Annotated in this window: 21 protein-coding genes; 16 read left to right on the forward strand and 5 right to left on the reverse strand. The window is 71.3% G+C overall.

The features are described 5' to 3' along the window. Positions 1-9 precede the first annotated feature (9 nt). The 15 genes from ACYU8I_RS01330 (at position 10) to ACYU8I_RS01400 (ending at position 16,809) form a co-directional block, all read left to right on the forward strand. A complete protein-coding gene (locus ACYU8I_RS01330; protein WP_460836531.1) occupies positions 10-3,033 on the forward strand; it encodes a hypothetical protein in 3,024 nt (1,007 codons plus the stop codon). Then, a complete protein-coding gene (locus ACYU8I_RS01335; RefSeq protein ID WP_460836534.1) occupies positions 3,030-4,832 on the forward strand; it encodes a hypothetical protein in 1,803 nt (600 codons plus the stop codon). The genes ACYU8I_RS01330 and ACYU8I_RS01335 overlap by 4 nt, the downstream gene beginning before the upstream one ends. A 3-nt stretch (positions 4,833-4,835) precedes the next feature. Continuing rightward, positions 4,836-6,068, forward strand: a complete 1,233-nt coding sequence (locus tag ACYU8I_RS01340) for a hypothetical protein (protein ID WP_460836536.1) — start codon at positions 4,836-4,838, stop codon at positions 6,066-6,068. Positions 6,069-6,090: 22 nt separating this feature from the next. Continuing rightward, positions 6,091-8,685 (forward strand): hypothetical protein, encoded by a 2,595-nt coding sequence (locus ACYU8I_RS01345; protein ID WP_460836538.1) that lies wholly within the window; start codon positions 6,091-6,093, stop codon positions 8,683-8,685. A gap of 26 nt (positions 8,686-8,711) precedes the next feature. Beyond that, positions 8,712-9,203 carry a hypothetical protein gene (locus tag ACYU8I_RS01350; RefSeq protein ID WP_460836539.1) on the forward strand — a complete coding sequence of 164 codons (492 nt, stop codon included), beginning with the start codon at positions 8,712-8,714 and terminating at the stop codon, positions 9,201-9,203. Then, entirely contained in the window at positions 9,200-9,598 is a 399-nt protein-coding gene (locus ACYU8I_RS01355) for a hypothetical protein (RefSeq protein ID WP_460836541.1), read from the forward strand. The genes ACYU8I_RS01350 and ACYU8I_RS01355 overlap by 4 nt, the downstream gene beginning before the upstream one ends. Before the next feature lie 116 nt (positions 9,599-9,714). Beyond that, positions 9,715-9,918, forward strand: a complete 204-nt coding sequence (locus tag ACYU8I_RS01360; RefSeq protein ID WP_460836542.1) for a hypothetical protein — start codon at positions 9,715-9,717, stop codon at positions 9,916-9,918. After that, complete coding sequence (locus ACYU8I_RS01365; RefSeq protein WP_460836544.1) at positions 9,915-10,610, forward strand: peptidoglycan-binding domain-containing protein; 696 nt, start codon at positions 9,915-9,917, stop codon at positions 10,608-10,610. Before ACYU8I_RS01360 ends, ACYU8I_RS01365 begins: the two co-directional genes overlap by 4 nt. Next, entirely contained in the window at positions 10,610-11,434 is an 825-nt protein-coding gene (locus ACYU8I_RS01370; RefSeq protein WP_460836545.1) for a hypothetical protein, read from the forward strand. Before ACYU8I_RS01365 ends, ACYU8I_RS01370 begins: the two co-directional genes overlap by 1 nt. Then, positions 11,431-11,727, forward strand: a complete 297-nt coding sequence (locus ACYU8I_RS01375; RefSeq protein WP_460836547.1) for a hypothetical protein — start codon at positions 11,431-11,433, stop codon at positions 11,725-11,727. The genes ACYU8I_RS01370 and ACYU8I_RS01375 overlap by 4 nt, the downstream gene beginning before the upstream one ends. Further along, complete coding sequence (locus ACYU8I_RS01380) at positions 11,724-12,110, forward strand: hypothetical protein (RefSeq protein WP_460836548.1); 387 nt, start codon at positions 11,724-11,726, stop codon at positions 12,108-12,110. Before ACYU8I_RS01375 ends, ACYU8I_RS01380 begins: the two co-directional genes overlap by 4 nt. Next, positions 12,107-12,325: a hypothetical protein gene (locus tag ACYU8I_RS01385; RefSeq protein ID WP_460836550.1), complete on the forward strand. Its 219-nt coding sequence runs from the start codon at positions 12,107-12,109 to the stop codon at positions 12,323-12,325. The genes ACYU8I_RS01380 and ACYU8I_RS01385 overlap by 4 nt, the downstream gene beginning before the upstream one ends. Next, positions 12,322-14,505, forward strand: coding sequence for a hypothetical protein (locus ACYU8I_RS01390; RefSeq protein WP_460836552.1), 2,184 nt, complete (start codon positions 12,322-12,324; stop codon positions 14,503-14,505). The genes ACYU8I_RS01385 and ACYU8I_RS01390 overlap by 4 nt, the downstream gene beginning before the upstream one ends. Further along, the gene (locus tag ACYU8I_RS01395) at positions 14,502-15,353 is read left to right on the forward strand and encodes a hypothetical protein (RefSeq protein ID WP_460836554.1); all 852 of its coding nucleotides are present in this window, start codon (positions 14,502-14,504) and stop codon (positions 15,351-15,353) included. Before ACYU8I_RS01390 ends, ACYU8I_RS01395 begins: the two co-directional genes overlap by 4 nt. Positions 15,354-15,492: 139 nt before the next feature. Further along, complete coding sequence (locus ACYU8I_RS01400; RefSeq protein ID WP_460836556.1) at positions 15,493-16,809, forward strand: hypothetical protein; 1,317 nt, start codon at positions 15,493-15,495, stop codon at positions 16,807-16,809. A gap of 137 nt (positions 16,810-16,946) precedes the next feature. Here the strand turns inward: ACYU8I_RS01400 and ACYU8I_RS01405 are convergent, their stop codons facing one another. Next, complete coding sequence (locus ACYU8I_RS01405) at positions 16,947-17,237, reverse strand: DUF2510 domain-containing protein (RefSeq protein WP_460836558.1); 291 nt, start codon at positions 17,235-17,237, stop codon at positions 16,947-16,949. A gap of 298 nt (positions 17,238-17,535) precedes the next feature. Here ACYU8I_RS01405 and ACYU8I_RS01410 point away from each other — a divergent pair, with 298 nt between their 5' ends. Continuing rightward, on the forward strand, positions 17,536-18,405 hold the full coding sequence (locus tag ACYU8I_RS01410; RefSeq protein WP_460836559.1) for a tyrosine-type recombinase/integrase: 870 nt from the start codon (positions 17,536-17,538) through the stop codon (positions 18,403-18,405). Positions 18,406-18,441: 36 nt separating this feature from the next. On the opposite strand, the gene ACYU8I_RS01415 is transcribed toward ACYU8I_RS01410, so the two are convergent. The 4 genes from ACYU8I_RS01415 to ACYU8I_RS01430 form a co-directional block, all read right to left on the reverse strand. Beyond that, positions 18,442-19,245, reverse strand: coding sequence for a hypothetical protein (locus tag ACYU8I_RS01415; RefSeq protein ID WP_460836561.1), 804 nt, complete (start codon positions 19,243-19,245; stop codon positions 18,442-18,444). A gap of 16 nt (positions 19,246-19,261) precedes the next feature. Then, positions 19,262-19,753 (reverse strand): helix-turn-helix domain-containing protein, encoded by a 492-nt coding sequence (locus ACYU8I_RS01420; protein ID WP_460836562.1) that lies wholly within the window; start codon positions 19,751-19,753, stop codon positions 19,262-19,264. 87 nt (positions 19,754-19,840) lie between these two features. Further along, positions 19,841-20,041 carry a hypothetical protein gene (locus ACYU8I_RS01425; protein WP_460836563.1) on the reverse strand — a complete coding sequence of 67 codons (201 nt, stop codon included), beginning with the start codon at positions 20,039-20,041 and terminating at the stop codon, positions 19,841-19,843. Between the two features lie 119 nt (positions 20,042-20,160). After that, positions 20,161-21,015, reverse strand: coding sequence for a tyrosine-type recombinase/integrase (locus ACYU8I_RS01430; RefSeq protein WP_460836565.1), 855 nt, complete (start codon positions 21,013-21,015; stop codon positions 20,161-20,163). Between the last annotated feature and the right edge of the window lie 80 nt (positions 21,016-21,095).

The following is a 21,095-nucleotide window of genomic DNA, read 5'->3' on the forward strand; positions in this document are numbered from 1 at the left end:
GTGTGAGCCATGGCGGTGCGCAAGGAGTCGGTGCTGCTGGAGCTCAACCACAACTTCCCCCTCGAGGCCGCCAAGGCCGCCGCGGCGCTCGAGATCGTGAAACGGCAGCTGAAGAGCCTGTCGAAGGAAGCGGTCTCGGCCAACCGGTCCAGCACCGACCTCGGTGACGGCCTGAGCGGCGCCGGCCGCGAAGGCACCCGCGCGGCGTCAGGGCTCCGGTCCGCCGACGGCGCGGTGGCGTCGCTGAACGCCCGCGTCACAGCCGGGGCCTCGGAGATCGACCGGTACTCGGGCCGGCTACGGCTCTTCGCGGACCTCGCCGCCATCCTCGGACCGTCGGCGGTGTCCATCGGCGCGGTCGCTCTGCCCGCCATCACCGGCCTCGCCGCGCAGGCGGGGTTCGCGGCCCTGGCAGGCGGCACCCTGATCGGCGCGTTCCAGGGCATGGGCGACGCCCTGAAGGCGGTCAACGAGGCGCAGCTCGAGCCGACCGCCGCGAACCTCGAGAAGGCGCGCCTGGCCATGGACCGGCTGTCGCCGGCCGCGCAGGACCTGACGCAGCAGCTCGCCGACCTGGGCCCCACCCTCAAGGGCCTGCGCGACCTGGCGGCGACCAACATGTTCCCCGGGATCTCCGAGGGCATCGAGGGCCTCGAGGGCGCCCTCCCCCGGGTGCAGAACATCGTCGCCGAGGTGTCGAAGGCCATCGGCGACATCGCGGCCGACGGCGGTGCTTCGCTGGGCAGCGAGCGGTGGGCGGAGTTCTTCGACTTCCTGGCCGCCAACGCCCCCGAGGCGCTGCGCCAGATGGCCGATGCGACCGGGAACGTCGCGCACGCCATGGGCGAGCTGTGGATGGCGTTCGACCCGCTCAACGACGACTTCGGGTCGTGGCTGGTCAACGCGACCAGCGGGCTCGACGCATGGGCCGAGGGCCTCGACCAGACCGACGGGTTCCAGGACTTCATCAACTACATCCGCACCACCGGCCCCCAGGTCGCGGACACCCTCGGAGCGCTCGGCAACGCCGTGGTCGACATCGTCACCGCAGCGGCCCCGCTCGGAGGTCCGGTGCTGGCCGGCATCGAGGGGTTCGCCAACGCCATCTCGGCGATCGCGGAGTCAGACCTCGGGACGCCGATCATGGCGGCGGTCGCGGCTCTGGCCGCGTTCAACCGGCTGTCCGCGGTGACGAGCAGCGTCACCGCGACCGCGTGGGGCGGCAAGGCCAAGTCGAACATCCTGGGCATGGCGTCCGCGCTGACGACGGTGACGACCGCTCAGCAGCGAGCCCAGATGTCCGTGCAGCAGCACGCGGCGTTCGAGCGCGAGCGGGCCGCTGCGATCCGCGCCGGTGTCGGGACCATGGCGAAGGGTGCGGCCGCAGCCGGCGCGCTGGCGATCGCGACGTCGGGCCTGGCCGACGGCATGGGTGCATCGAACACCGCTGCGCTCGGGCTCGCCGGCACGATGGCTGGGCCGCTCGGCGCAGCGATCGGCGCCTCGATCGGCCTGATGATGGACCTCAACGCCGCGTCGTCGCAGCTGGGCGACGCGATCGCGGGCGCCGACTCGGCCATGGAGTCCGGCAACGTCGAGGCCATGGCCGCTGCGCAGGAGCGGCTGTCGACGGCCACCGACAAGGCCAACGTGTCGATGTCCGACTTCAGGCCCTGGGACGTCGCCGGCATCGGCCTGTTCACCGGCAGCATCGGCAAGGCGTCCGGCCTGATCGCCGACTGGACCGGGAAGACCGAGGAGGCCGAGAGCAAGCAGCGAGAGCTCGCGCGAGCGACGACCGAGGCACGGCTTGCCGCGCAGGACTCCGCGGCGTACAAGCGGCAGGCCGCCGTGATGCGTGAGTCCGCTGCTGCCGCACGGACGACCGCGAGCTCGTTCCTGGACATCAGCTCCTACGCCGGCGACGCGTCGCTGTCGCTCGACCAATTCATCCGCAAGATGGCCGAGCAGGCGCGAGCTCTTGCCGAGTTCGGCCAGAACGCGAACCGGGCCTCCAGGCGCGGTGTCGCCTCCGGCCTCATCGACCAGCTGCGCCAGCTCGGGCCCGACGGCGCGCTGCGGCTCAAGCAGCTCGCGAACGCCACCGACGCCGAGATCCGCCGCATGAACCGTGCCTTCAACTCCGGCGAGGAAGCGACCCGTCAGTACGAGCGGTCCCTCGGGTTGCTGCCGGAGGAGGTTGTCACGCGGCTCGAGACCCGGGGCGGTCCTCTCGCAATGTCGGAGATCGTGTCGCTGACCCGCCGCTACAACCTCGCCCCGAAGCAGGTCCGCACGCTCATCACCCAGAACGGCGGACAGGCAACCAGAGGCGTCGTGGAGCAGGTGATCGAGGCGGCAAGGAGGCTGGGCGGTCAGCGTCCGCGACCGACCCTCAGCGTGCGAGACGCCGCGTCGGGCGCGATCCGCAGCGTCCTCGGGCTGCTCAACCAGGCCGACGGCCGGGTCGCCACTTCGACCATCACCACGCGCAGGGTCACCGAGTTCATCAGCCGGGTCATCCCGTTCGGCAGCGCCGAGGGCAACCTGCTCGGGTCGGTCGCGTACGCCGGCGGCGGTATCCAGCGCGACCGGGGCGACGTGGCAAACCACCACCAGCCCGAGCTGGCCGGGCCCGGCATGACCCGGGTGTGGCGCGAGCCGGAGACGCAGGGCGAGGCGTACATCCCACTCGCCAACGACTACCGACGCCCCCGCGCGAGGGCGATCGCAGCCGAGACGGTGGCGCTCCTCGGCGGCGAAGCCCGGTTCTCCGAGGGCGCCGTGCTCGACATGACCCGGTCGCTCGCCCAGCAGCAGGCGGCGACCCCGATGGGTCGGGGCTCGCTGGCCATCGCACCGGCGCCGACGACCGTCGCGGTGTCGCTGGTCGGCGCGACGTTCGTCGCCGACCTCGGAGACCTCGGAGAGGTCATCGGGACCGTGGTGGCAGACGGCATGGACGCCGCCTCCGAGATGGACGCCATGGCAGACCGGGCCGGCGCAGGAACGTACGTCGAGGGGGTCGCGTGAGCGTCACCACGCTTGCCTGCAGGACCTCGCTGTTCACCACCGTCGACTCCGCCAAGGCGTCGAAGCCACTGTCGTCGGCCTCGCAGTCGACGTTCGTGCTCCGCGGCACCGCGGCGCACGCCCTGGTCAAGTTCGGCCTGCCCCGCGACCTCGTCGGCGCCGTCGTGGTCTCGGCGATCATCGAGTGGCGCAGCTCGACGGCGCTGACCGGGTCACGCACACCGACCGCCCGCGCGCTCACGGGCCCGTTCCGATCCACCACCACCCACAACAACCAGCCGGGCGTCGGGACCGTCCGCAACGGCACCTTCACCGGCCCCGCCCAGGCCGCCGTCGACGCCACCGCCGACTTCCAGGCCGTCGCCGACGGCGCGACCTACCACGGTCACAGGCTGTCGAACAGCGAGACGACCGCCCGCACCTGGCTCGGCCCCAAGCACCCCACCGGCTACCCCCGGCTCACGCTTACCTACGCCCGCGAGATGCCGGCCCCGCTCGACGTCACCCCCCGCGGCGTGGTCGCGATCGCGAAGCCGATCTTCTCGTGGGCCGCGCCCGCCGGGGTGCTGAAGGTGCAGGCGCAAGCCGATGTCGCGGGCGGGTCGTTCACCAACCCGACCTGGACGAGCGCCGAGATCCCTTCGACCATCGGCCAGGTCAACACCGACACCGCCGGGTGGGCGGGTCTCGCCGCAGGGGGCTCGGCGTCGCTGCGGTTCCGCCAGCTCGGGCCGCTCGGCTGGTCGCCGTACTCGCAGCCCGTCACCGTGACCCGGCAGGACCTGGCCACCCTGACCACCACTGCACCAACGGCGGGTGGGACCACGAATGACGTCACCCCCGAGCACCAGTGGTCGTTCGCGTCGCAGAGCAAGTTCCAGCTCCAGCTCCTCAGCGCAGCCGGCGAGGTGCTGTACGACTCCGGCGAGGTGTCGGGTGCCGACCAGTCGTGGACCCCGCCGGCGACGTTGCGGGTCTCGGCGACGTCGACGATCCGCTCGCGGCTGAGGACCTGGGACAGCCGCACCGACAGGACCGCCTCGCCCGGCGATCTCGGCTACCGACAGACCGAGTGGACGTGGACGGTCGAGCCGTCCGGATCGACGGCAGCCCCCACGGCGCTGACGGTGGCCACGACCGCCGGCCGCGCCAACTTGACGCTGTCGTGGAGCCGGGCCGCCGGCGAGCCCGACGAGTGGGCGATCCTGCGCGACGGCGTCATCTTCGCGCGGTTCCCCGGCGCCGTCGGCCGCAACGGCACGAACTGGTCCTACGAGGACTGGACGTGCCCACCGAACACCACCACCACCTACTCGGTGGTCGCGATCGTCGCCGGCAAGATGAGCGCCCCAGCCTCGGCCACTGCCGTGAAGCTGCCGTTGTCCGGTGTCGTGATCGTCGAGCCGATCTCCGGCGCATGGGTCAACATCGCCGGCGCGGCGGCCACGGGCGACCTCGAGCAGACCGAGACCACGCTGACGTACAAGGGCCCCTACGCCCAAGCCCCCACGTGGCGGGTCCTCGCCCTGGGCGGCATCGATGGACCCATCGCCGGCGAGCTGGTCCCCGAGGGCGACCGGCCCGTGGCGCAGCAGGTCGCCGCCGCCCAGAAGATCCGCAGCTACCCCACCCGCACCTGCCGGCTGCTGTCCGGGATGCGCAACATCCCGGTGCGAGTGTCGCGGCTCAGCGTCGGTGGACCCACCCCCGAAGCGACCCGCCGGCGGCTCGCGCACCGGATCAGCCTGTACGTCGAGCAGAACGGCGAGTTCCCCACCCCTGTGACCGGCCAGGAGTAGACGGTGGCCAAGCCAGCGGCCTGGTCGGCCGCCGAGTGGGAGGCGTGGAAGCAGCAGCAGGCGCTGCCGACCGTCATCGACTCCCAGGTCGCGGTCCTCGACCTCGACATGCGGCCGCTGCTGACGGTGCCTCGAGAAGGTTTCGCCGAGGGCCAGTGGAACCTCGTCGGCGGCGGCGACGTCGACCGCACCTTCCAGGGCGTGCTGGTAGACACCGACGGCGCACAGCTCGGCGACCACCTCGACGACGCCGTCGCGCCCCGCCGGCTCATCCAGGTCCGTCAGGGCGCCTACGTGCAGTCGCTGGGCAGGTGGCTGTGGACCGAGACGTTCACCGGCCGCCCGCAGAAGGTCAGCGACGACTCCGGCGGCGTGTGGAAGCTCGAGGCGCACGACGGCGCGGTGTTCCACGACCGAGGCGTCCCCGCCAACGCCTTCCGCAAGAACCGGTACGTCGTCGACGAGATCCGCGCCTACCTGGAGTCCACCGGCGAGCCGCGGATCGACATCCCCAGCCGCAGCGTCATCACCAAGCGGCTGTCCGGAGACATCGCCTTCGGCGGCGAGTCCGACGCGCTCACCCCGCTCGCCGCGATGCGCCGCGCGGCGTCGCTGGCCGGCTGCCAGCTGTTCTGGACGGGCGCCAACGTGGCGACCATGCGTCCCTGGCCTATCGACTCCGCGCCGCTGTGGCACTTCACCGCCGAGCAGCTCCTCAGCGAACCGCAGTGGTCGACCGATCTGGCGACGTTGCGCAACGGCTGGGTCGGCGGCGGCAAGAACAGCCTGCGCGGATCCACCACCGCAACGTCCGGGGCGTACACCCCCGAGCAGCTCGCTCGAGGAGGGCGCGCGTGGACGAACTACGAGTTCGGTGACGACGACGAGTCGCTGGCCACTGCTACCGCCCTCGCCGCCCGCGGAGAGAGCCGCATCGCTGCGCTGGTGACCCTGTCGACCGCCGTCACCGTCGAGCTGCTGCCGTTCTGGGCCCTCGACCCGCTCGACGTCGTCCGGGTGTCGTCGCCCTACCGCTCCGAGGTCGTCAAGGTCCGCGACTGCTCGGTGCCCGTGGCTGGTCAGTGGTCGACCGCGGGCACCGCGGCCGCGGGGATGAGCTTCGGGTCGCTGCGCAACAAGCGCTCTGGGGCAGCAGGACGGGTTGCCGTGTCCGGGTCGGCGCGACCGGCCAAGAAGAAGAGCTCGAAGAGCAAGGGCAAGGGGCGCCGCCGATGAAGCCCCTGGAGGTGAGGACGGCGTGATCGTCACCGGGCTGCTCGAGCAGGTGTCGCTGCTCACCGTGACCACCGAGCTCGTCGCCGACGTCGCCGCCGGTTCCCGCACGCTGAAGGTCGACTGGACCGTCGACTTCGACGTCGCCGGCGGCGTGCTCGACCTCGACGGCCAGGTCCTCGACTACACCGCGGCCACCGACCCCGACTCCCCCACCGGCAACTTCGTGGTGACCCTGGCCCAGGACGTCCCCGTCGCGGTGGCCACCGGCGCCCCCGTGACGCCACTGCTCGCCGACGGCCGGCCCCGACGCGAGTTCCGAGCCACCGTCGCCGTGGACAACGTGCAGGACCCCATCGACTGCCGTGTGGAGACGTCACTCGACGGACGCCTGACCGAGGCCACACCCGGCGGGACGCCCGTGCGCGTCGACCTGACCGAGCGGGTTGTCATCGGCCTGGACGACATCGAAGCGCCTTTCGACGGCTCCACCATCGACCCCGGCACCCTGCCCGCTCCCGCCCCGTCCGCGCCGCCGCAGTCGTCCCCGATGCCGGCGTGCCAGTCCGGGCCTGGCTCGTGCATGGTCACCTGGTCCACCCCCGACGACCTGTTCACCGCGATCGACATCTACGTCGCCCCGGCCGTCGACGGCGCGGCGCCCGCCGGCCCACCCGGTCCGCAGCACCTCCTCGCGGCCGACGTGAAGCCCATCGCGTTCGTGCAGACCCTCGCCGACAAGACCACCCCGATCCCGGCCGGCACCGTCGTCTACGTCGCGCTCGTGGCCCGCAACGACGCCGGCGCCGCGGCACCGTCCGCGTGGGTCGCCGGCACCCCCGGTCAGATCGACCCGTCGATGCTGACCCTGGTCGTCCAGACCCTGCTGGCGCAGAACGTCCTCACGGAGGCGCTGCGCGCCAACGGCATCGACGTCGGCATCGGCACCTGGGACACCGACGCGCTCGACTTCCCCGGCGTGCTGCGCATCCCGTTCAACGGCGACCCGGCCAGCATGACCGTCCAGCTGAACGCCCTCAGCGCCGTCATCGAGAACCTCCGCCTCACCGGGCAGGTCAACTTCATCGAGGGCGGCCTCGACCTCGCCTCCGGGATCACCGCACCCACCACCCGGCCGCGTGTCGGGAAGTCGTGGGACCACCCGGGAGTGAAGCGCACGCCCGCCGGCGGGCCGGTGAAGAACTTCGACGTGGCCCGCGGCCTGCTCAACAGCTCCGACGGCGCGTCGTGGCTGTTCTGCGCCGCGCTGTTCGGCGGCAGCCTCCAGGCGATGTCCAAGAGCGACGGCACGACGTTCCTGCTCCTGACGCTGCCCGGCAACTTCACCCCCGCCGGCGGCGTCGTGCAGATCGGCGCACGCACCTACATCCTCGGCACCGACGCCAACCGCGACGGCAGCTGGTACGTCTTCGTCTACGAGGCCGGCACCAAGGTCGACGAGTTCATCTTCACCACCGCCAGCGTGGTCTTCGACGTCCCCGCGCTGGCCACCGACGGCACCGACCTGTTCATCGCCTACCGCCGCCGCGACAACGGCTCGCTGCGGGTCAACCAGTACAACACCGCCGGCGTCCGCAGCCGCTACGACGTCCTCGAAGCCACCTCGCCGTTCCCACAGATCCGCGGCCTCCACGTCGGCGCCGCCGACCTCGGAGCCACCCGCTTCGTCGTCGCCGGCGACTCCGCCGTGCGGGTCTACACCCGCACCGGATCCGGCGCCACCGGGTCGAGCACCAACCAGACCCGGGTCACCGCCAACGACTGGACCGCGCCACCCGGAGTCCTGATCCGCGGCCTCGCGTGGGACGGCACCCGCTTCCACGTGATATCCAGCGAGGGCGAGGTGTGGGCCTTCGCTCGTCGCCCGGCGTCCGAGTCCCGGACCTTCTCCTACTCCTTCTACGACTCCGACCCGGCCGGCGCCGGCACCGCAGAGACCGAGCCCAACCCGCCGGCCTACCGGGCGACGTACGCCGCACCACCCAGGACCTGGGTGCGCGTCGACATGGACGCTCCCAGCGACGGCGGCGGCGTCGACGACCCCGACTCGCTCCGGATCTACGTAGACAACCGTCGCCAGACGCCCGACCTCGCGCCCGGCGTCACCATGGTCGTCTACGACGCCTTCGACCTCACCGGCTTCACCGGCCGCACCGACAACCAGTTCGCGACCCGCCCCGGAGCGATCGGCGAGCTCCGCTCGATCGCGTTCACCGGGGCCCTGGCCTCGATCCTGCTCCGCGGTACCGGCGAGCACGCCCTCGACCCCCGCAAGAACCTCCTGCGAGCGCAGACCTCACCCGTACTCGCCTCCGGCTGGACGGCCTTCTCCGGCTGGGGCGCCCCGATGTGGGAGTACGACGGCCTCTACGTCGCCCTCGAGGGCATCGTCGTCCCCCCGTCCAGCGCCGCCACGCAAGACACCATCTTCAACTTCCCCGACGGCCTTCGACCGCCCGCCAACCGCATGTTCACCGTCATGTTCAACGGCAACGTCGCCGGCCGACTCGACGTCCTCGCCACCGGCATCGTGCGCGCCTCCTGGAACAACCGACCCACGTTCGTCTCGCTCGACGGCGTCCGCTTCCGCGTCGCCTGACCAACCCCCAACCATCGGAGGTGCCTGTGCCGAGACCGCCCGCACGACGTCGCTGGACAGACCGGATCCCGACCCCGCTGCTGACGCACCCCCTCGAGCTAGCGCTAGGCCTGCTGCTGGTCGTCAACGGCGCGCGGGGCCTCATCGGCGACGTCACCCCATCTCTCACCGAGCTGCCCGCGCTCATGCGCCTCGCCTACCTGGCGATCTCCTCGTTCGGCGGTGTCGTCCTCGTCGGCGGCATCATCGCCGCGTCCCGCCGCCCGGCCATCACCCGCACCGCCGACGCCCCCATCCCCGCCGGCGTCGCTGTCGAGCGCGCCGCGCTCTTCGTGGTCGCTGCGTCCTACGCAGGCCTCGCCCTGGTCGTGATCTTCAACAACCCCGGCCGCGGCACCGGGTACGCCCTGGTGCTCGCCGTCATCGCCGCCGCGTGCTGGCTGCGCACCGTCGCGATCCGGATCACGACCCACAAGGTCCTCGCCGTGCAGGCCGCCGCACGCCGGGACCGCGAGTGAACCCACTCGTCGAGCTGCTGCTCGCTGGGCTGCTCGGCGGCAGCCTCTGGCAGGGCATCTCGTCGCTGCGACAGTCCGGGTGGCTGGCGCGCAAGGCCAAGGCCGAGACCATCGCCGTCGACGCCAAGACCCCCGTCGAGGTCGACTCCATCGTCGTCCAGGGCGCTGAGCAGGCCGTGCTGACGATGTCGAAGGCCCTCGACGCCGCCAACAACGACAACGCGCAGCTGCGTGCCGAGAACGCGTCCCTCCGCGACGAGGCGAGGGCGCTGCACCTCGAGGTCGCCGAGCTACGCAAGAAGGTCGACGCCGCCGAGGCCGCCACCGCCGTGGCCAAGCGAGCCAGCGAAGCGCTCGAAGAGCGGCTGAACCGTCTCACCCGCCGAGACCACTGACGCGCGACCACCGGCCCGCTGCCGCACGGCTGCGCGCACGCACAGCACCAACGACGACCCCGCCGCCCAGGCGCGGTTGCGCATCACCGACCCCGCACCCTCGCAAGGAGGCCCACATGTCCGACCCGCAGCTGACCGACATCGGCGACATCCTCGCCGTGCCCGAGCACGAGCGCCTCGACCACGACGACCACGTCGAGGAGGAGGTCAACGTCGACGCCGGCGACAACGACTTCACCCACGTCGACGACGGCGACGACGTCGACATCCGCGACCTCGACGACGAGGACGCCAACGGCCCGATCGGCGGCGCGCGATGAGCGTCTTCGTTCCCGACTCCACGCCCACCTTCGCCCCCTGGACGAGCGCCGTCAGCTGCACCAGCGGTCCCCAGCCCGGCGTCTCCGCGTTCATGCGGTGGGCGGTCGAGAAGTACGGCGCCCTCGGCGGCTTCAACCTCGGCATCTTCAACTGCCGGACCGTGCGCGGAGGCGCGACGACCTCCAAGCACGGCGAGGGCCGCGCCGCCGACGTCGGCTTCCCGATCAACGACCCCGACGGCATCCGGCTGCTCGCCGAGCTGCTCGAGCACGCCGACGAGCTCGGCATCGAGGCCATCATCTACCGCCGGCGCGTCTACTCGGCCAAGTCGCCCAAGGGGCGCCCGTACCTCGGCGTGGCTCCCCACTGGGACCACCTGCACATCGAGTTCTCGTGGAAGGCCGCCCGGAACCTCACCTACACCGCGATCAAGCGGATCCTCGAGGAGAAGGTCTGGGTGCCGGGGGAGCGGTCCCTGTCGATGGGCGATCGCGGCAACGACGTGCACTACCTGCAGACCGCGCTCGGCATCACCGCCGACGGCATCTACGGGCCCGCCACCAAGCGGCGCGTCGTGCTGTTCGAGCAGCGACAGAAGAAGGTCGAGCCCAAGATCGTCGTCGACGGCGTCATGGGCCCGATCTCGTGGAAGCGGCTGCGCGAGCTCGAGGGCGAGAAGGCGGCCGCCTGATGGCCCGCACCACCCGCCGGCGCCGCACCTCGGCGCCCCCAACCGGCGGCCCAGTGGTCGGGCAGGTCGTCGCCCGGGCACGTGTCACGCCGGCGACCCCGGCGCGCCCGGACCGGGTGTACTTCCAGGCCGTCACCTTCAACCCCGGCGGCAAGCAGCGGGCCCGCGCGATCGCCGTGATCGCCGCGCTGCTCGGCCGCGTGTCGATCGTCTTCCTGCAGGAGGGCGGCTGGCTGCTGCGGCTGATGCCAGGGGTCAGGTCCTCGATGCGGCTGCTGCGCCCCTGGCGCGGTACCCCCATCGCGGTCGACACCGACCGGCTGCGCGTGCGCCGCGTGAAGGCCTACAAGCTGACCGGCCGCAAGCGGGTGCCGGTCGCGGCCGCCGGGCCCACCATGGCCGACCCCCGGTACCTCGTCGAAGCGCTGCTCGCGTTCATGCGCGGCGCCGAGCTCGACGCCTACAACTGGCACGGCACCCCGTCGCTGCAGTTCACCGCGACCCGCCAGCTGCACGCCGCCCAGGTGCGCGGCATCGCCCGCCGGCTCGGCCCCCGCGTCGCCGGCGGCCGCGCCGTCATGCTCGCCGTCGACCAGAACGGCCTCGAGGGGCACCGCAACTTCGACCCGCTCCGCGCGATCGGCCTGCGGTTCGTCGCGGCCCCCGTGGCCACCCACGCCAGCGGACGCATCATCGACGGCTTCTGGGTCTCCAAGAACGTTCAGGTCCACGAGGTCGTCGTCGAGACCGGGTCCAACCCGAACGACCACCTCGTGCTGCGCGTGCTCGTGTCCATCCCGGCCGACGACCGGAGGGCCCGATGACGCAGCGTCAGCCCAGCGCCACCGACCTGCCGACCAGGTGGCCAACCCCGAAGGTGGTCGCCGGCACCGGCGGCGCCGGCGCCGGCGGCGTCGTCGCACTGTTCGTCATCGGGATGCTCGACGACCACGTCTACAACCCGGCCGTCACCGGCGACGTCCCCGGCTACGTGCAGGCGCTCATCTTCTTGCTCGCGCCAGCACTGGTCGCCGGCCTGGCCGGATGGTTCACGCCCCGCTCGATCCAGGAAGTCGCGCCCTTCCGCCGCCGCGGCGAGCACGAGGCCGACACGTGAGCGCGCTGTCCCCCGAGCAGATGTTCCGGCTCGACCTCGCATGCCGACCGCTCAACGAGTGGTTCGGCATCCACGCCTCCTACCTCGTCGGCACCGCACAGCAGCCGCGCGACGGTCGGCCACCTCGCGACGTCGACGTCCGGGCCCTGCTCGAGGACGTCGACTACGACCGCCTGGCCGCCGCGCTCCCCGATGACGGGGCGCTGAACCTGCTGCAGATCGGCATCTCGTCCTACCTGCGCGACGTCACCGGGCTGCCGGTCGACTTCCAGGTCCAGCGCCTCACCCAGGCCAACGAGCGCCACCAGGGCACCCGGAACCCGCTCGGGCTCGCCACGCGGTGGCGACTCGGCCACGACGGCCGCCCGGACGCCGACTCGTGAACGACAACGACCTGCCCGGGACGTGCCTGCCCAGCCACGGCGAACACCCCGGCGACTCGCGGCGCCGCAGCCTGCGTGCCGCCACCCGGTACGCCGGCCGGCTGCTCCGCGCCGCGGCGTGGGGCTGCGCGGCCGCAGCCGCGCTCAGCGCCGAGAACTACCTCCGGATGCGTCGCGCCGAGCGTCGCACGACCACGACAGGAGCACGTGCGTGACCGTCACCCAGCACCAGCCGTCGCCCGACTGGAACCTGGTCACCCTGAAGTGGGCCGCGACCAACCTCGACGGCACCCCGACCACCGGCACCATCGACCTGACGTACAACGCGCCGGGACCGATGCTCGACGACGACCCGGTCACGCCGATCTCGATCTACCCGGTGCTGCTGCGCGCGCCGATCGGCACCAAGTCCGTGCCGATCTGGGAGGGAGCCGTCGACGCCAACGGCCAGCCCATCCCGGGCCAGGGCGAGTACGTCGCCCGCAACGTCGGCTACTTCGAGGTCAAGGTCCCCGCCAGCAACGACCCCGACATCGTCGGCTCCGGCGGCTCGTACAGCTTCACGGAGAACCTCACCGGCGTCACCGGGCGCCGCAACATCAGCTTCATCGCCGACAAGGATGCTCCTGGTGGCGTGATCTGGCTCAACCGGTTGCCCGGGGTCATCCCCAAGCCGGCCGAGCCGTACAGCGTCGTCTACATCGCCGACTTCGACGCGCTCGCGGGGCGCGTCGCGTTGCTCGAGGACGAGACCGGGGCCGCCTCCTGGAGCTCGATCACCGACAAGCCCGCGACGTTCCCTCCGAGCGTCCACGACCACGACGGCCGCTACTACACCGAGGCCGAGGCCGATGGCCGGTTCGCGCCTGCAGGGCCGTACGCAACCACCAGCGACGTAGCGGCGGCGTCGACGACCGACCGAGCACGCTCGAACCACACCGGCGCCCAGCCCTCGTCGACGATCAGCGACTTCACCGAGGCCGTGCAGGACGTCCTCGGCGCCAGCCTGGTCGGCTCCGGCGTCGCCGTCACCTACGACGACGCGGCCGGCACCGTCACCCTCGCAGCGGCCGGGGCCACCGACCTGGAAGCGGTGCGCGACGCGATCGGCGTCGCACTGGTGGGCGTCGGCAACATCGGCGTGGCCGTCGACGACGCCGCGAACACCATCACGATCTCCACCACGGCGACCCAGAACGCCACCGACGCCTCGCTGCGCGACCGCGGCACCCACACCGGCAACCAGTCCCTCGACACCACCACCGACACCAGCACCCGCGTCGCGATGACCCCGGCCGAGCGAACCAAGCTCGGCGGCGTGGCCACCGGCGCCACCGCGAACGCGACCGACGCCCAGCTCCGCGACCGCTCCACCCACACCGGGTCGCAGTCGGCGTCGACCATCAGCGACTTCACCGAGGCCGCACAAGACGCGGTCGCTGCGCTGCTCGTCTCGGGCGCCAACGTCACGCTGGCCTACAACGACGCCGGGAACAGCCTCCAGGTCACCGCGTCAGGCACCGACGCCGAGGTGGTCCGCGACACCATCGGCGCTGCACTGGTCGGCACCAACGGCATCGGCGTCACCGTCAACGACGCCGCCGACACCATCACCATCACCCTCACCGCGGTGGCGATCAGTACCGTGACCGGGCTGCAGGCAGCGCTCGACGACAAGCAGCCCTTCGACAGCGACCTGAGCGCCCTCGCAGGACTGCCCACGCAGTCGTACGGCCGAGACTTCTTGACGCTCGCCGACCAGGCCGCCGCTCGCGCCAAGCTGGGCATCTCTGGCGAGGCGCTCCTCACTGCCGTCGCGCCGCTGCTACTCGAGACCATCGGGTCCGACCTGCGGATCTCGGCGCCGCTGCTCAAGCCCACCTTCGGGCCGATCGACCAGGGCTTCGCAGGTTGGTGCTTCGACCCCGCCGTCTGCGCCTCAGCGGCTGGCACCGGAGCGAACAACCTGATCCTGGCCAGGGTCAAGGCCGTCGAGTCGCGCACCCTCGCCAACCTGTGGTGCTACGTCGGGACAGCTGGCGCCTCGCTCACTGTTGCCCAGATGGCTATCTACGACTCGACCGGCAACCGTCTGGGGATCACCACCGACCAGTCCAGCGCCTTCACCTCGATCGGCAACAAGAAGTGCGCGCTCACCGCTGGCGTCGACGTCGTCGCTGGCCAGACCTACTACCTCGCGATCCTGCAGGTCGGCACCACCCCCGCCGCGATAGCCCGCGGGTTCTCCGGGTCCGCTGGCGGCGTCGGCAACGTCGGTCTAGAGGCCGGGCCGTACCGGTTCAATCAGCTGCCCGGCCAGTCGACGGTGCCAGCGTCGGTGAACTTGGGTGGCCTGGCGTCGAACTCGCTCTCCTGGTGGATGGGAATGTCGTGACCGCCGAGACGACCGCCCGCGTGCTTCTCGGTGCCGGCGGGAAGATGCTTCGCGGAGCCGCCGGCGGCGTCGTGCGACCGCCGACATCCGGGCTGGCGTACCCCAACCGGCCCGCCGGCTACGCGCTGCTCAAGACGCTCGACTTCTCCACCAGCGACTCCTGGGCACTGTCCGACGGCTGGGTCAAGGAGTCGGGGACGATGGACGCCAGCAAGGTGTTCTTCGGGCAGGGGCCGTCCGGCAAGAGCGTGCGACTGGACGGCGGCCGCGACACTGCGGGCGGCACGGTCCGGTCCTCGGAGATCCGCGGCAACATCGGCACCAAGCACGCCACCCCGAACTACTGCTACGAGATGGTCCGGGTCGAGTACTCGCCACTGGTCGGCGGCACCTTCCCGGCGGCGTGGAAGCGTGGACTTGGCTCCGGCTTCGGCGACGGCGAGCTGGATCACTGGGAGCTGTTCGGCAACTTCACCGCCCACGCCAACATGCACACGACGCCGTACTCCTCGCCCACGCACCGGCAGGCATGGCGCAACGGCATGCCGACGTTCCAAGGCGTGGCCGGTGGGCAGCACACCATCGAGGCGCTGCTGACACCGACCGGCTACTCGATCTGGTGGGACGGCGCCTTCGTCAACACCTTCACCCCGACCGACTTCAACGCCAACGCGACCCCGACCGACGGCACCACTCTGTGGAGCCCGCAGTTCGACACCGCGGCGAAGACCTGGCAGCCGATCCTGTCCAACCAGTGGTGCGAGCGCTACAACGGGCCGATCCCGACACAGGCGTTCAGCTGGTCGCTGTGGTGCCACGAGTGGTCGATCTTCACCCCGCCGATCTAAGGGCCGACACCAGGTCGTCAACGCCCGCTGCTACCTGCTCAGCGGGAAGAGCGAGCTTCCCAAGCGCCTCGATCAACCCCCACTAGACCACGCAGAGCGACAGCTTCGCGCGCCTACGTCGCCAAGAAGGAGATCCTCCATGAGCACCACCCGCCACGACGTCGACACCACCTTGACGGCCTGGGCCGACACGCTGGTCGCGCAAGCCGAGGCCGACGGCCGCGTGCAGGGCCGCGCCGACCGCCAGGCCGAGGTAGACGACCTCGCTGCACGGCTCGCCGCGGTGCAGGCTGAGCATGCCGCGCACATGGCGACTCACGAGCCCGACCCCTTCGGGCAGCTGCGCATCGACACCGATGCCGAGATTCGCGGGCACCTGCACGTGCCGGCCGACGCCGAGCTGGTGCGGTGGGACGCCGTCGCCCGACCCGGCGACATGCTGGGCGCCGTGCTCGACCGGCTCACCGCGCGCCAGCTGCTCGTGCTGCCCGAGCGCGACGAGCCCTACTTGCTCGACGCCACCGACGGCTTCTACGCTTCCGGCGTCGCCTCCGTACAGCTCGCCGACGGCACCCGCCAGAGCGTGAAGTCGAAGGCGGGCCGGTGGTTCTCCCTCGCCCGGGCCAAGCTCGGCATCGTCGGCTGCGGCCCCCGCGCGCGCATCGCCGTGGCCAGCACCGCCTGGCGCTCGCCCGCGCAGCCGCGGCCTACCGGCGCCAAGGCCGTCGGCCGCTTCTGGTGGGGCACAACCGGCGACCGCGGCCACGAGCTCGTCGGCGCCCAGGAGAAGCTGATCGAGTGCCCCGCCCTCGACGGGTACTTCGGCAACTTCGTCCTTGACCCAGGCCCGGACCTCGGCGGCATCGCCTACCACGCCCTGACCCTCAAGGGCGGCACCACCGAACGCATCACCGGCCCCGGCTCCTGGCGCGGCTTCGCCGGCATCCCCAACGGCGAGACCGCGATGGTGTCGTACTCCGGAGCCAGGTACCGCGTCATCGGCCTCGACGCCGACGGCAAAGGCTGCGGCACGTCCCCGCTCATGGTCAACAACAGCCCCGGCGGCACGGTCGACCACGCCCGCTTCACCGACGCCCACGCCGGCATGCCCACCATCTGGCGCTCGAGCGGCGAGCACGTGTGGTCCGACGTCGACACCAGCGACGTACACGGCCACGGCGTCAACCTCGAGGACTGCGCCGACGGCTTCGTGTTCCGGTGGCACCGCGGCCGCAACGACCCCGGCGCGTTCCACGTCGGCCTCAACGCCCGCGGCAGCGCCACCATCGAGCTGGTCGACGTCGCCCTCGCCGACCTTGTCGTCCGCAACGGCGTCGCGATGGCGTCCGGCACGCTTCAGGTCCAGGGCTACGGCCAGTCGCGCGCCAACCGTGACCGGATCACGATCACCGCCACCCGCGGCGGGCAGGACATGCCCGTGAAGTTCTACACGTAGCGCACGGCCCGACCGGTCGACTCACCCCGCCCCCGTCACCTACTAGGTGGCGGGGGCAGCTTCGTCATGCCCGTGCGTCGTCCGGCCGCGCAGGAGTTGATCGGAGGCCGTGGCAGACCGTAGGAACGTCGGCGCAGCTAGCGGCAGTCGGGGTCGACGTACGACGACTCATCCATCGCCCGCTCGGCTTCCTGGACCGCGCAGTCGAGCTCGGAGGGCTGACTGACCTGGATCAGGAACCAGATAGCCCCCGCAGCCGCGAGCACTCCCAGGCCAACCCCGGTGACGAGCTTCTGAGTCGACACGCCCTGCTGGCGCTGCGGAAGGGGCGCTCGCTGGTCGGTCCACTCATTGCCGTTCCAGAATCGTAAGGACGGGGACTCCGGGTCCGGGTACCAGCCAGGCGGCGTTGGCTGCTGGTTGCTCATGCGCGTCAAGGTACGGCGAGACGACGCCGACCGGTAGGCCGTTGCCCACGCACCGACCGGTAGGCCGTTGCTCACGCACCGACCGCTGGCCGGACTCGGCGACGGCGATCGCGGTCGACACGGCGGTGACCACGCGGAGCGCTACGGGGGCACCGCCGAACTGGGCCCACGCCACGCTGTGCGGTGACCGATAAACACTGTTATCAACGATGTAGCGTCTGACCTGGGGATCAGCGGCGACCGAAAGGCCTTCCCCGCCATGCCCCCAGCAGGTTCTCGGCGCTCACCGCGACCGCCCATGCATCACCAGGGCGAGCTCGTCCCCGACCGCCAGCAGCTCGACTTCGACGTCAGCGCCGGCGACCCGCCCGGTCTCGTCATCGACGCGTTCGTGACCTACGCCGCCCACGACCGGGGGTGGTCGCCGAACTCCATCCGCCGCTACCGCACCGTCCTGCGATCGCTCGCGCTCGAGCACCACCCGCTCACCGCCACGACCACCGACCTCGAGCACTGGTGGGCCGGCCGCACCCAGCTGTCGAAGGCGAGCCGCGCCAACGAGCTCGCGGTGCTGCGGTCGTTCTACAGCTGGGCCACCCGCTTCGACCACCGCGTCGACGACCCCACGCGCCGCCTCGACTTCCCCAAGCTCGAGCGCCGCGTCCCTCGGCCGATCGGGCAGACACAGCTCGACCAGCTGCTCGGCGAGCTCACCACCGACCACCTCGACCTGCGCCGCGCGTTCGCCATCGGCGCCTACGCCGGCCTTCGTGTCTCTGAGGTCGCGGCACTCGACTGGACCAACTTCGACCTCGACGCCCGCCGGATCTACGTCTTCGGCAAGGGCGCCAAGGAGCGCGTCTTCGGGCTCTCCCCCGTGCTGCTCGACAAGCTCCTCCCGGTCGTCCGGGGCAACGTCGTGACCGCCGGCGGCCGCGCCTACACCGCCGACCAGCTGCAGCGGAGGATCAACCGCTTCATGGACCGCGCCGGCATCGACAACACCTTCCACGACCTCAGGAAGCGCGCCGCGACGCTAGCCATGGCTCGCGTGCCCGACCCTCAGGCCGTCGCCGAGGCCTTCGGGTGGGCCAACCTGCAGACCGCCCAGCACTACCGCGTGGTCGGCTCGCAGGTGCTCGACGACATCGCCGCCGCCGTCGTGTGACCCACCGGCGACCCGTGGCAGGCCCCGGTCGTCGGGCTAGTGGTTGCGATCGCGACCGTCATCGGTGTCCTCTCGACTCTGCCGCAGCAGAGCGAGACCACCGGCCACGCCCATGGGTGTGTAGCTGCCGAGAACATCGCCTCCGCGCTGTAGGACGCGAGCGAATGGGCGGTTCCACAGGGTGCGTCGGATCGCGACGCCACCACCGAACGTCAACAGGATGGGCGCCGTCAGCAGCGCGAGCAGGTCGCCCCACCCGGAGCGCTCGTAGATGCCGACGGCCGTGACCCACACCGTCCACACCAGCGGTCCGGCAGTGAGCAACAGAGCGAGGAACCTGATGACGCCGTAACCGAGCGCAGTCGACCGGAAGTACTGGTGCGCAACGTCCTGTGGAACGCAGGACTCGAGGTACTGCAGCCGGTCGAGAGCGCGCTGCTGCCAGCGCGTGATCGTCAGCGCGATGATGCTCGCCTGCATCACGAAGAACACGCTCGCGGTGAAGGCGGCCTCGGCGTACACCTTGTCCAGCAGGGTTTGAGCGATCGCCTGGGTGCAGGTGATGGCAGCCAGAACGACCACGACCAGGGTGGCCAGGACGTCGAGGTACGTGGCGGCCGGATGCCGTGAGTACGCGACGACCACGTGAGCACGGTCCGCCATGTCGCGACGCAGCGCGCCCTGCGCGCCACGCGGCAGCTTGTCGACCACGGCCGCGTCCTGCTCGAGGTCACGACGAAGCGACCTGAGCTTGCCGAGCCACGGCAGTGCCAGGACGGTGAGCAGCCCGATGGCCAGGGTCACCGCCGTAGGGATGAGGCTGATCAGGACCTTCTCCACGCCAGGACTCACCAGTTCACCGTGCGTGCGTCTTCGGGCGGCCCGGGCCGCGGTCGCGGCCGGCGAAGTTCTGCACCGCGGCGCGGGGGAGCACGAGCGCGCGGCCGACGTGCTCGCCCTGCAGCTGGCCCGCCTCGACGAGCTGGTTGACGCGCTGGCGGGAGACGCCGAGCAGCTCGGCGGCTTCGGCCGAGCTGACGAGCTCGGGCAGCGGCTGCATGCCGGCGCGTGCGTCGAACTCCTCGGTGGTCATCACGGCCGCGACGAGCGGCTCCGCGCTGATTGCAAAACCGCGGACCGCCTCGGTGACGACCGCAAGGGCGGTGGTGGCCGCCTGGGCGACGCTGGCGGCGGGCAACGTGATGGTGATCTCGAGCCAGCCGCGCGGCGAGCTGCCTACGGCCGGGTGGTACTCCGCGAGGGAGTCCATGAGGTGATCGACGTCGACGGGGAGCACGACGTCGGCGCGCTTCTTGTACTCGATGGTGGCGTTGTAGCTGGTGGTCATGATGTTCCGGTCCTCACCCTGGTCGTGTGATCCTGCTGGGTGAGGACCGGGGCGATATCCGCGCCCCGGTCCTCGTGGTTCAGCGGCCTACGGCGGCCACTGGAACCCGGCGCGCTTGGCGGCCGCGATCGCGTTGCGGAAGGACCGCCAGTCGCTCGGCGTGCCCGGGAGCGTGGTCACCCACGTCCCGTCGAGGAACACCCGCAGGTGGCCCCTCTTCGTCCGCTCGACGTCGAAGCCCTGACGCTCCAGCTCGCGGGCCAGGCGCTTGATCTCCTTGTTCGTCATGTTGTCACCCCCTCTCCCTTTCAACAAGAGAAAGACTACCGCAACTCTTGTCCTACGACAAGGGTTGCGGTCACAGTGTGGGGGCTCACGAGTCGTATGACCGCACAGCCGAGTGGGCGCTAGGCGGCGTCGTTGACGGCTGCGCGTAGGCGCGACCGGTCGGTGAAGACGTAAGCCCTGGTCGTCTCCATCGAGGCGTGCCCGAGCAACTCGCGGACGGCGTCCCAGTCCCCGCCGGTTGCCTGGTGCGTCCGGGTCGCGAACCGGTGTCGCAGCGTGTGGCAGGTGTAGCCCGGCGGGAGCAGGCGCGCCACGACGGTGCCAACCCACCTCGGTGACAGGTGGCCGTGGTCGTCGCCTGGGAAGACGTAGCCGGCCGGCAGGGCCCGCAGAACTGGCTCAAGGCCGTCGGGCACCGGGACGACGCGCTCGCGGTCGCCCTTGCCGTGCACGAGCACCGACAGGCCCTCGAAATCCTCGATGTAGTCGCGGGTGTGGAGTTGGGCGATCTCCATCCGTCTCAGGCCGAGCTCGGCGCCCAGTCGCAGCATCAGCAGGTCGCGAGGAGACGCGGCGAGCCGGCCGACGCGGTAGCCGCTGTCGGGCAACGGCCGCGGCCGCGGCTTGCCGGGTCGCACCCTGGGCAGCGCGAGCGCCGGCGACTGGTCAACGTGGCCTGCCGTCGCGCCCCACGCGTAGAACGCCCGCAGACTGGCGCGGTGTCCGCGGCGGGTCTCGCGCTGCCACTCTTGCGCGTCGAAGTACTGCAGCAGCGTCTGCTCGTCGACGGCCCACGGGTCAGCGGCCGCCAGCGCGCGCGCAGTGCGGTACAGGTGATCGGTCCGGGTCTGGATGGTCGACGCTGCGACATCGGTCTCTGTTCGCAGGTGCCTGCGCCACTGCTCGATCGCGGTGGTCCATGCCTGCGGTGTCGCAGGCGTCCAGCTCCGACCCGAGTCGAGACTGGGCGTCATGGAAGGGCCAACGACTCGCAAGCTTGGCCAGTGACGTCGGTCACGCGTGGGCATTCTCATGGCCTGTCTCAGCGTCCTCG

The sequence above is a fragment of the Nocardioides marmoraquaticus genome, assembly GCF_054777915.1.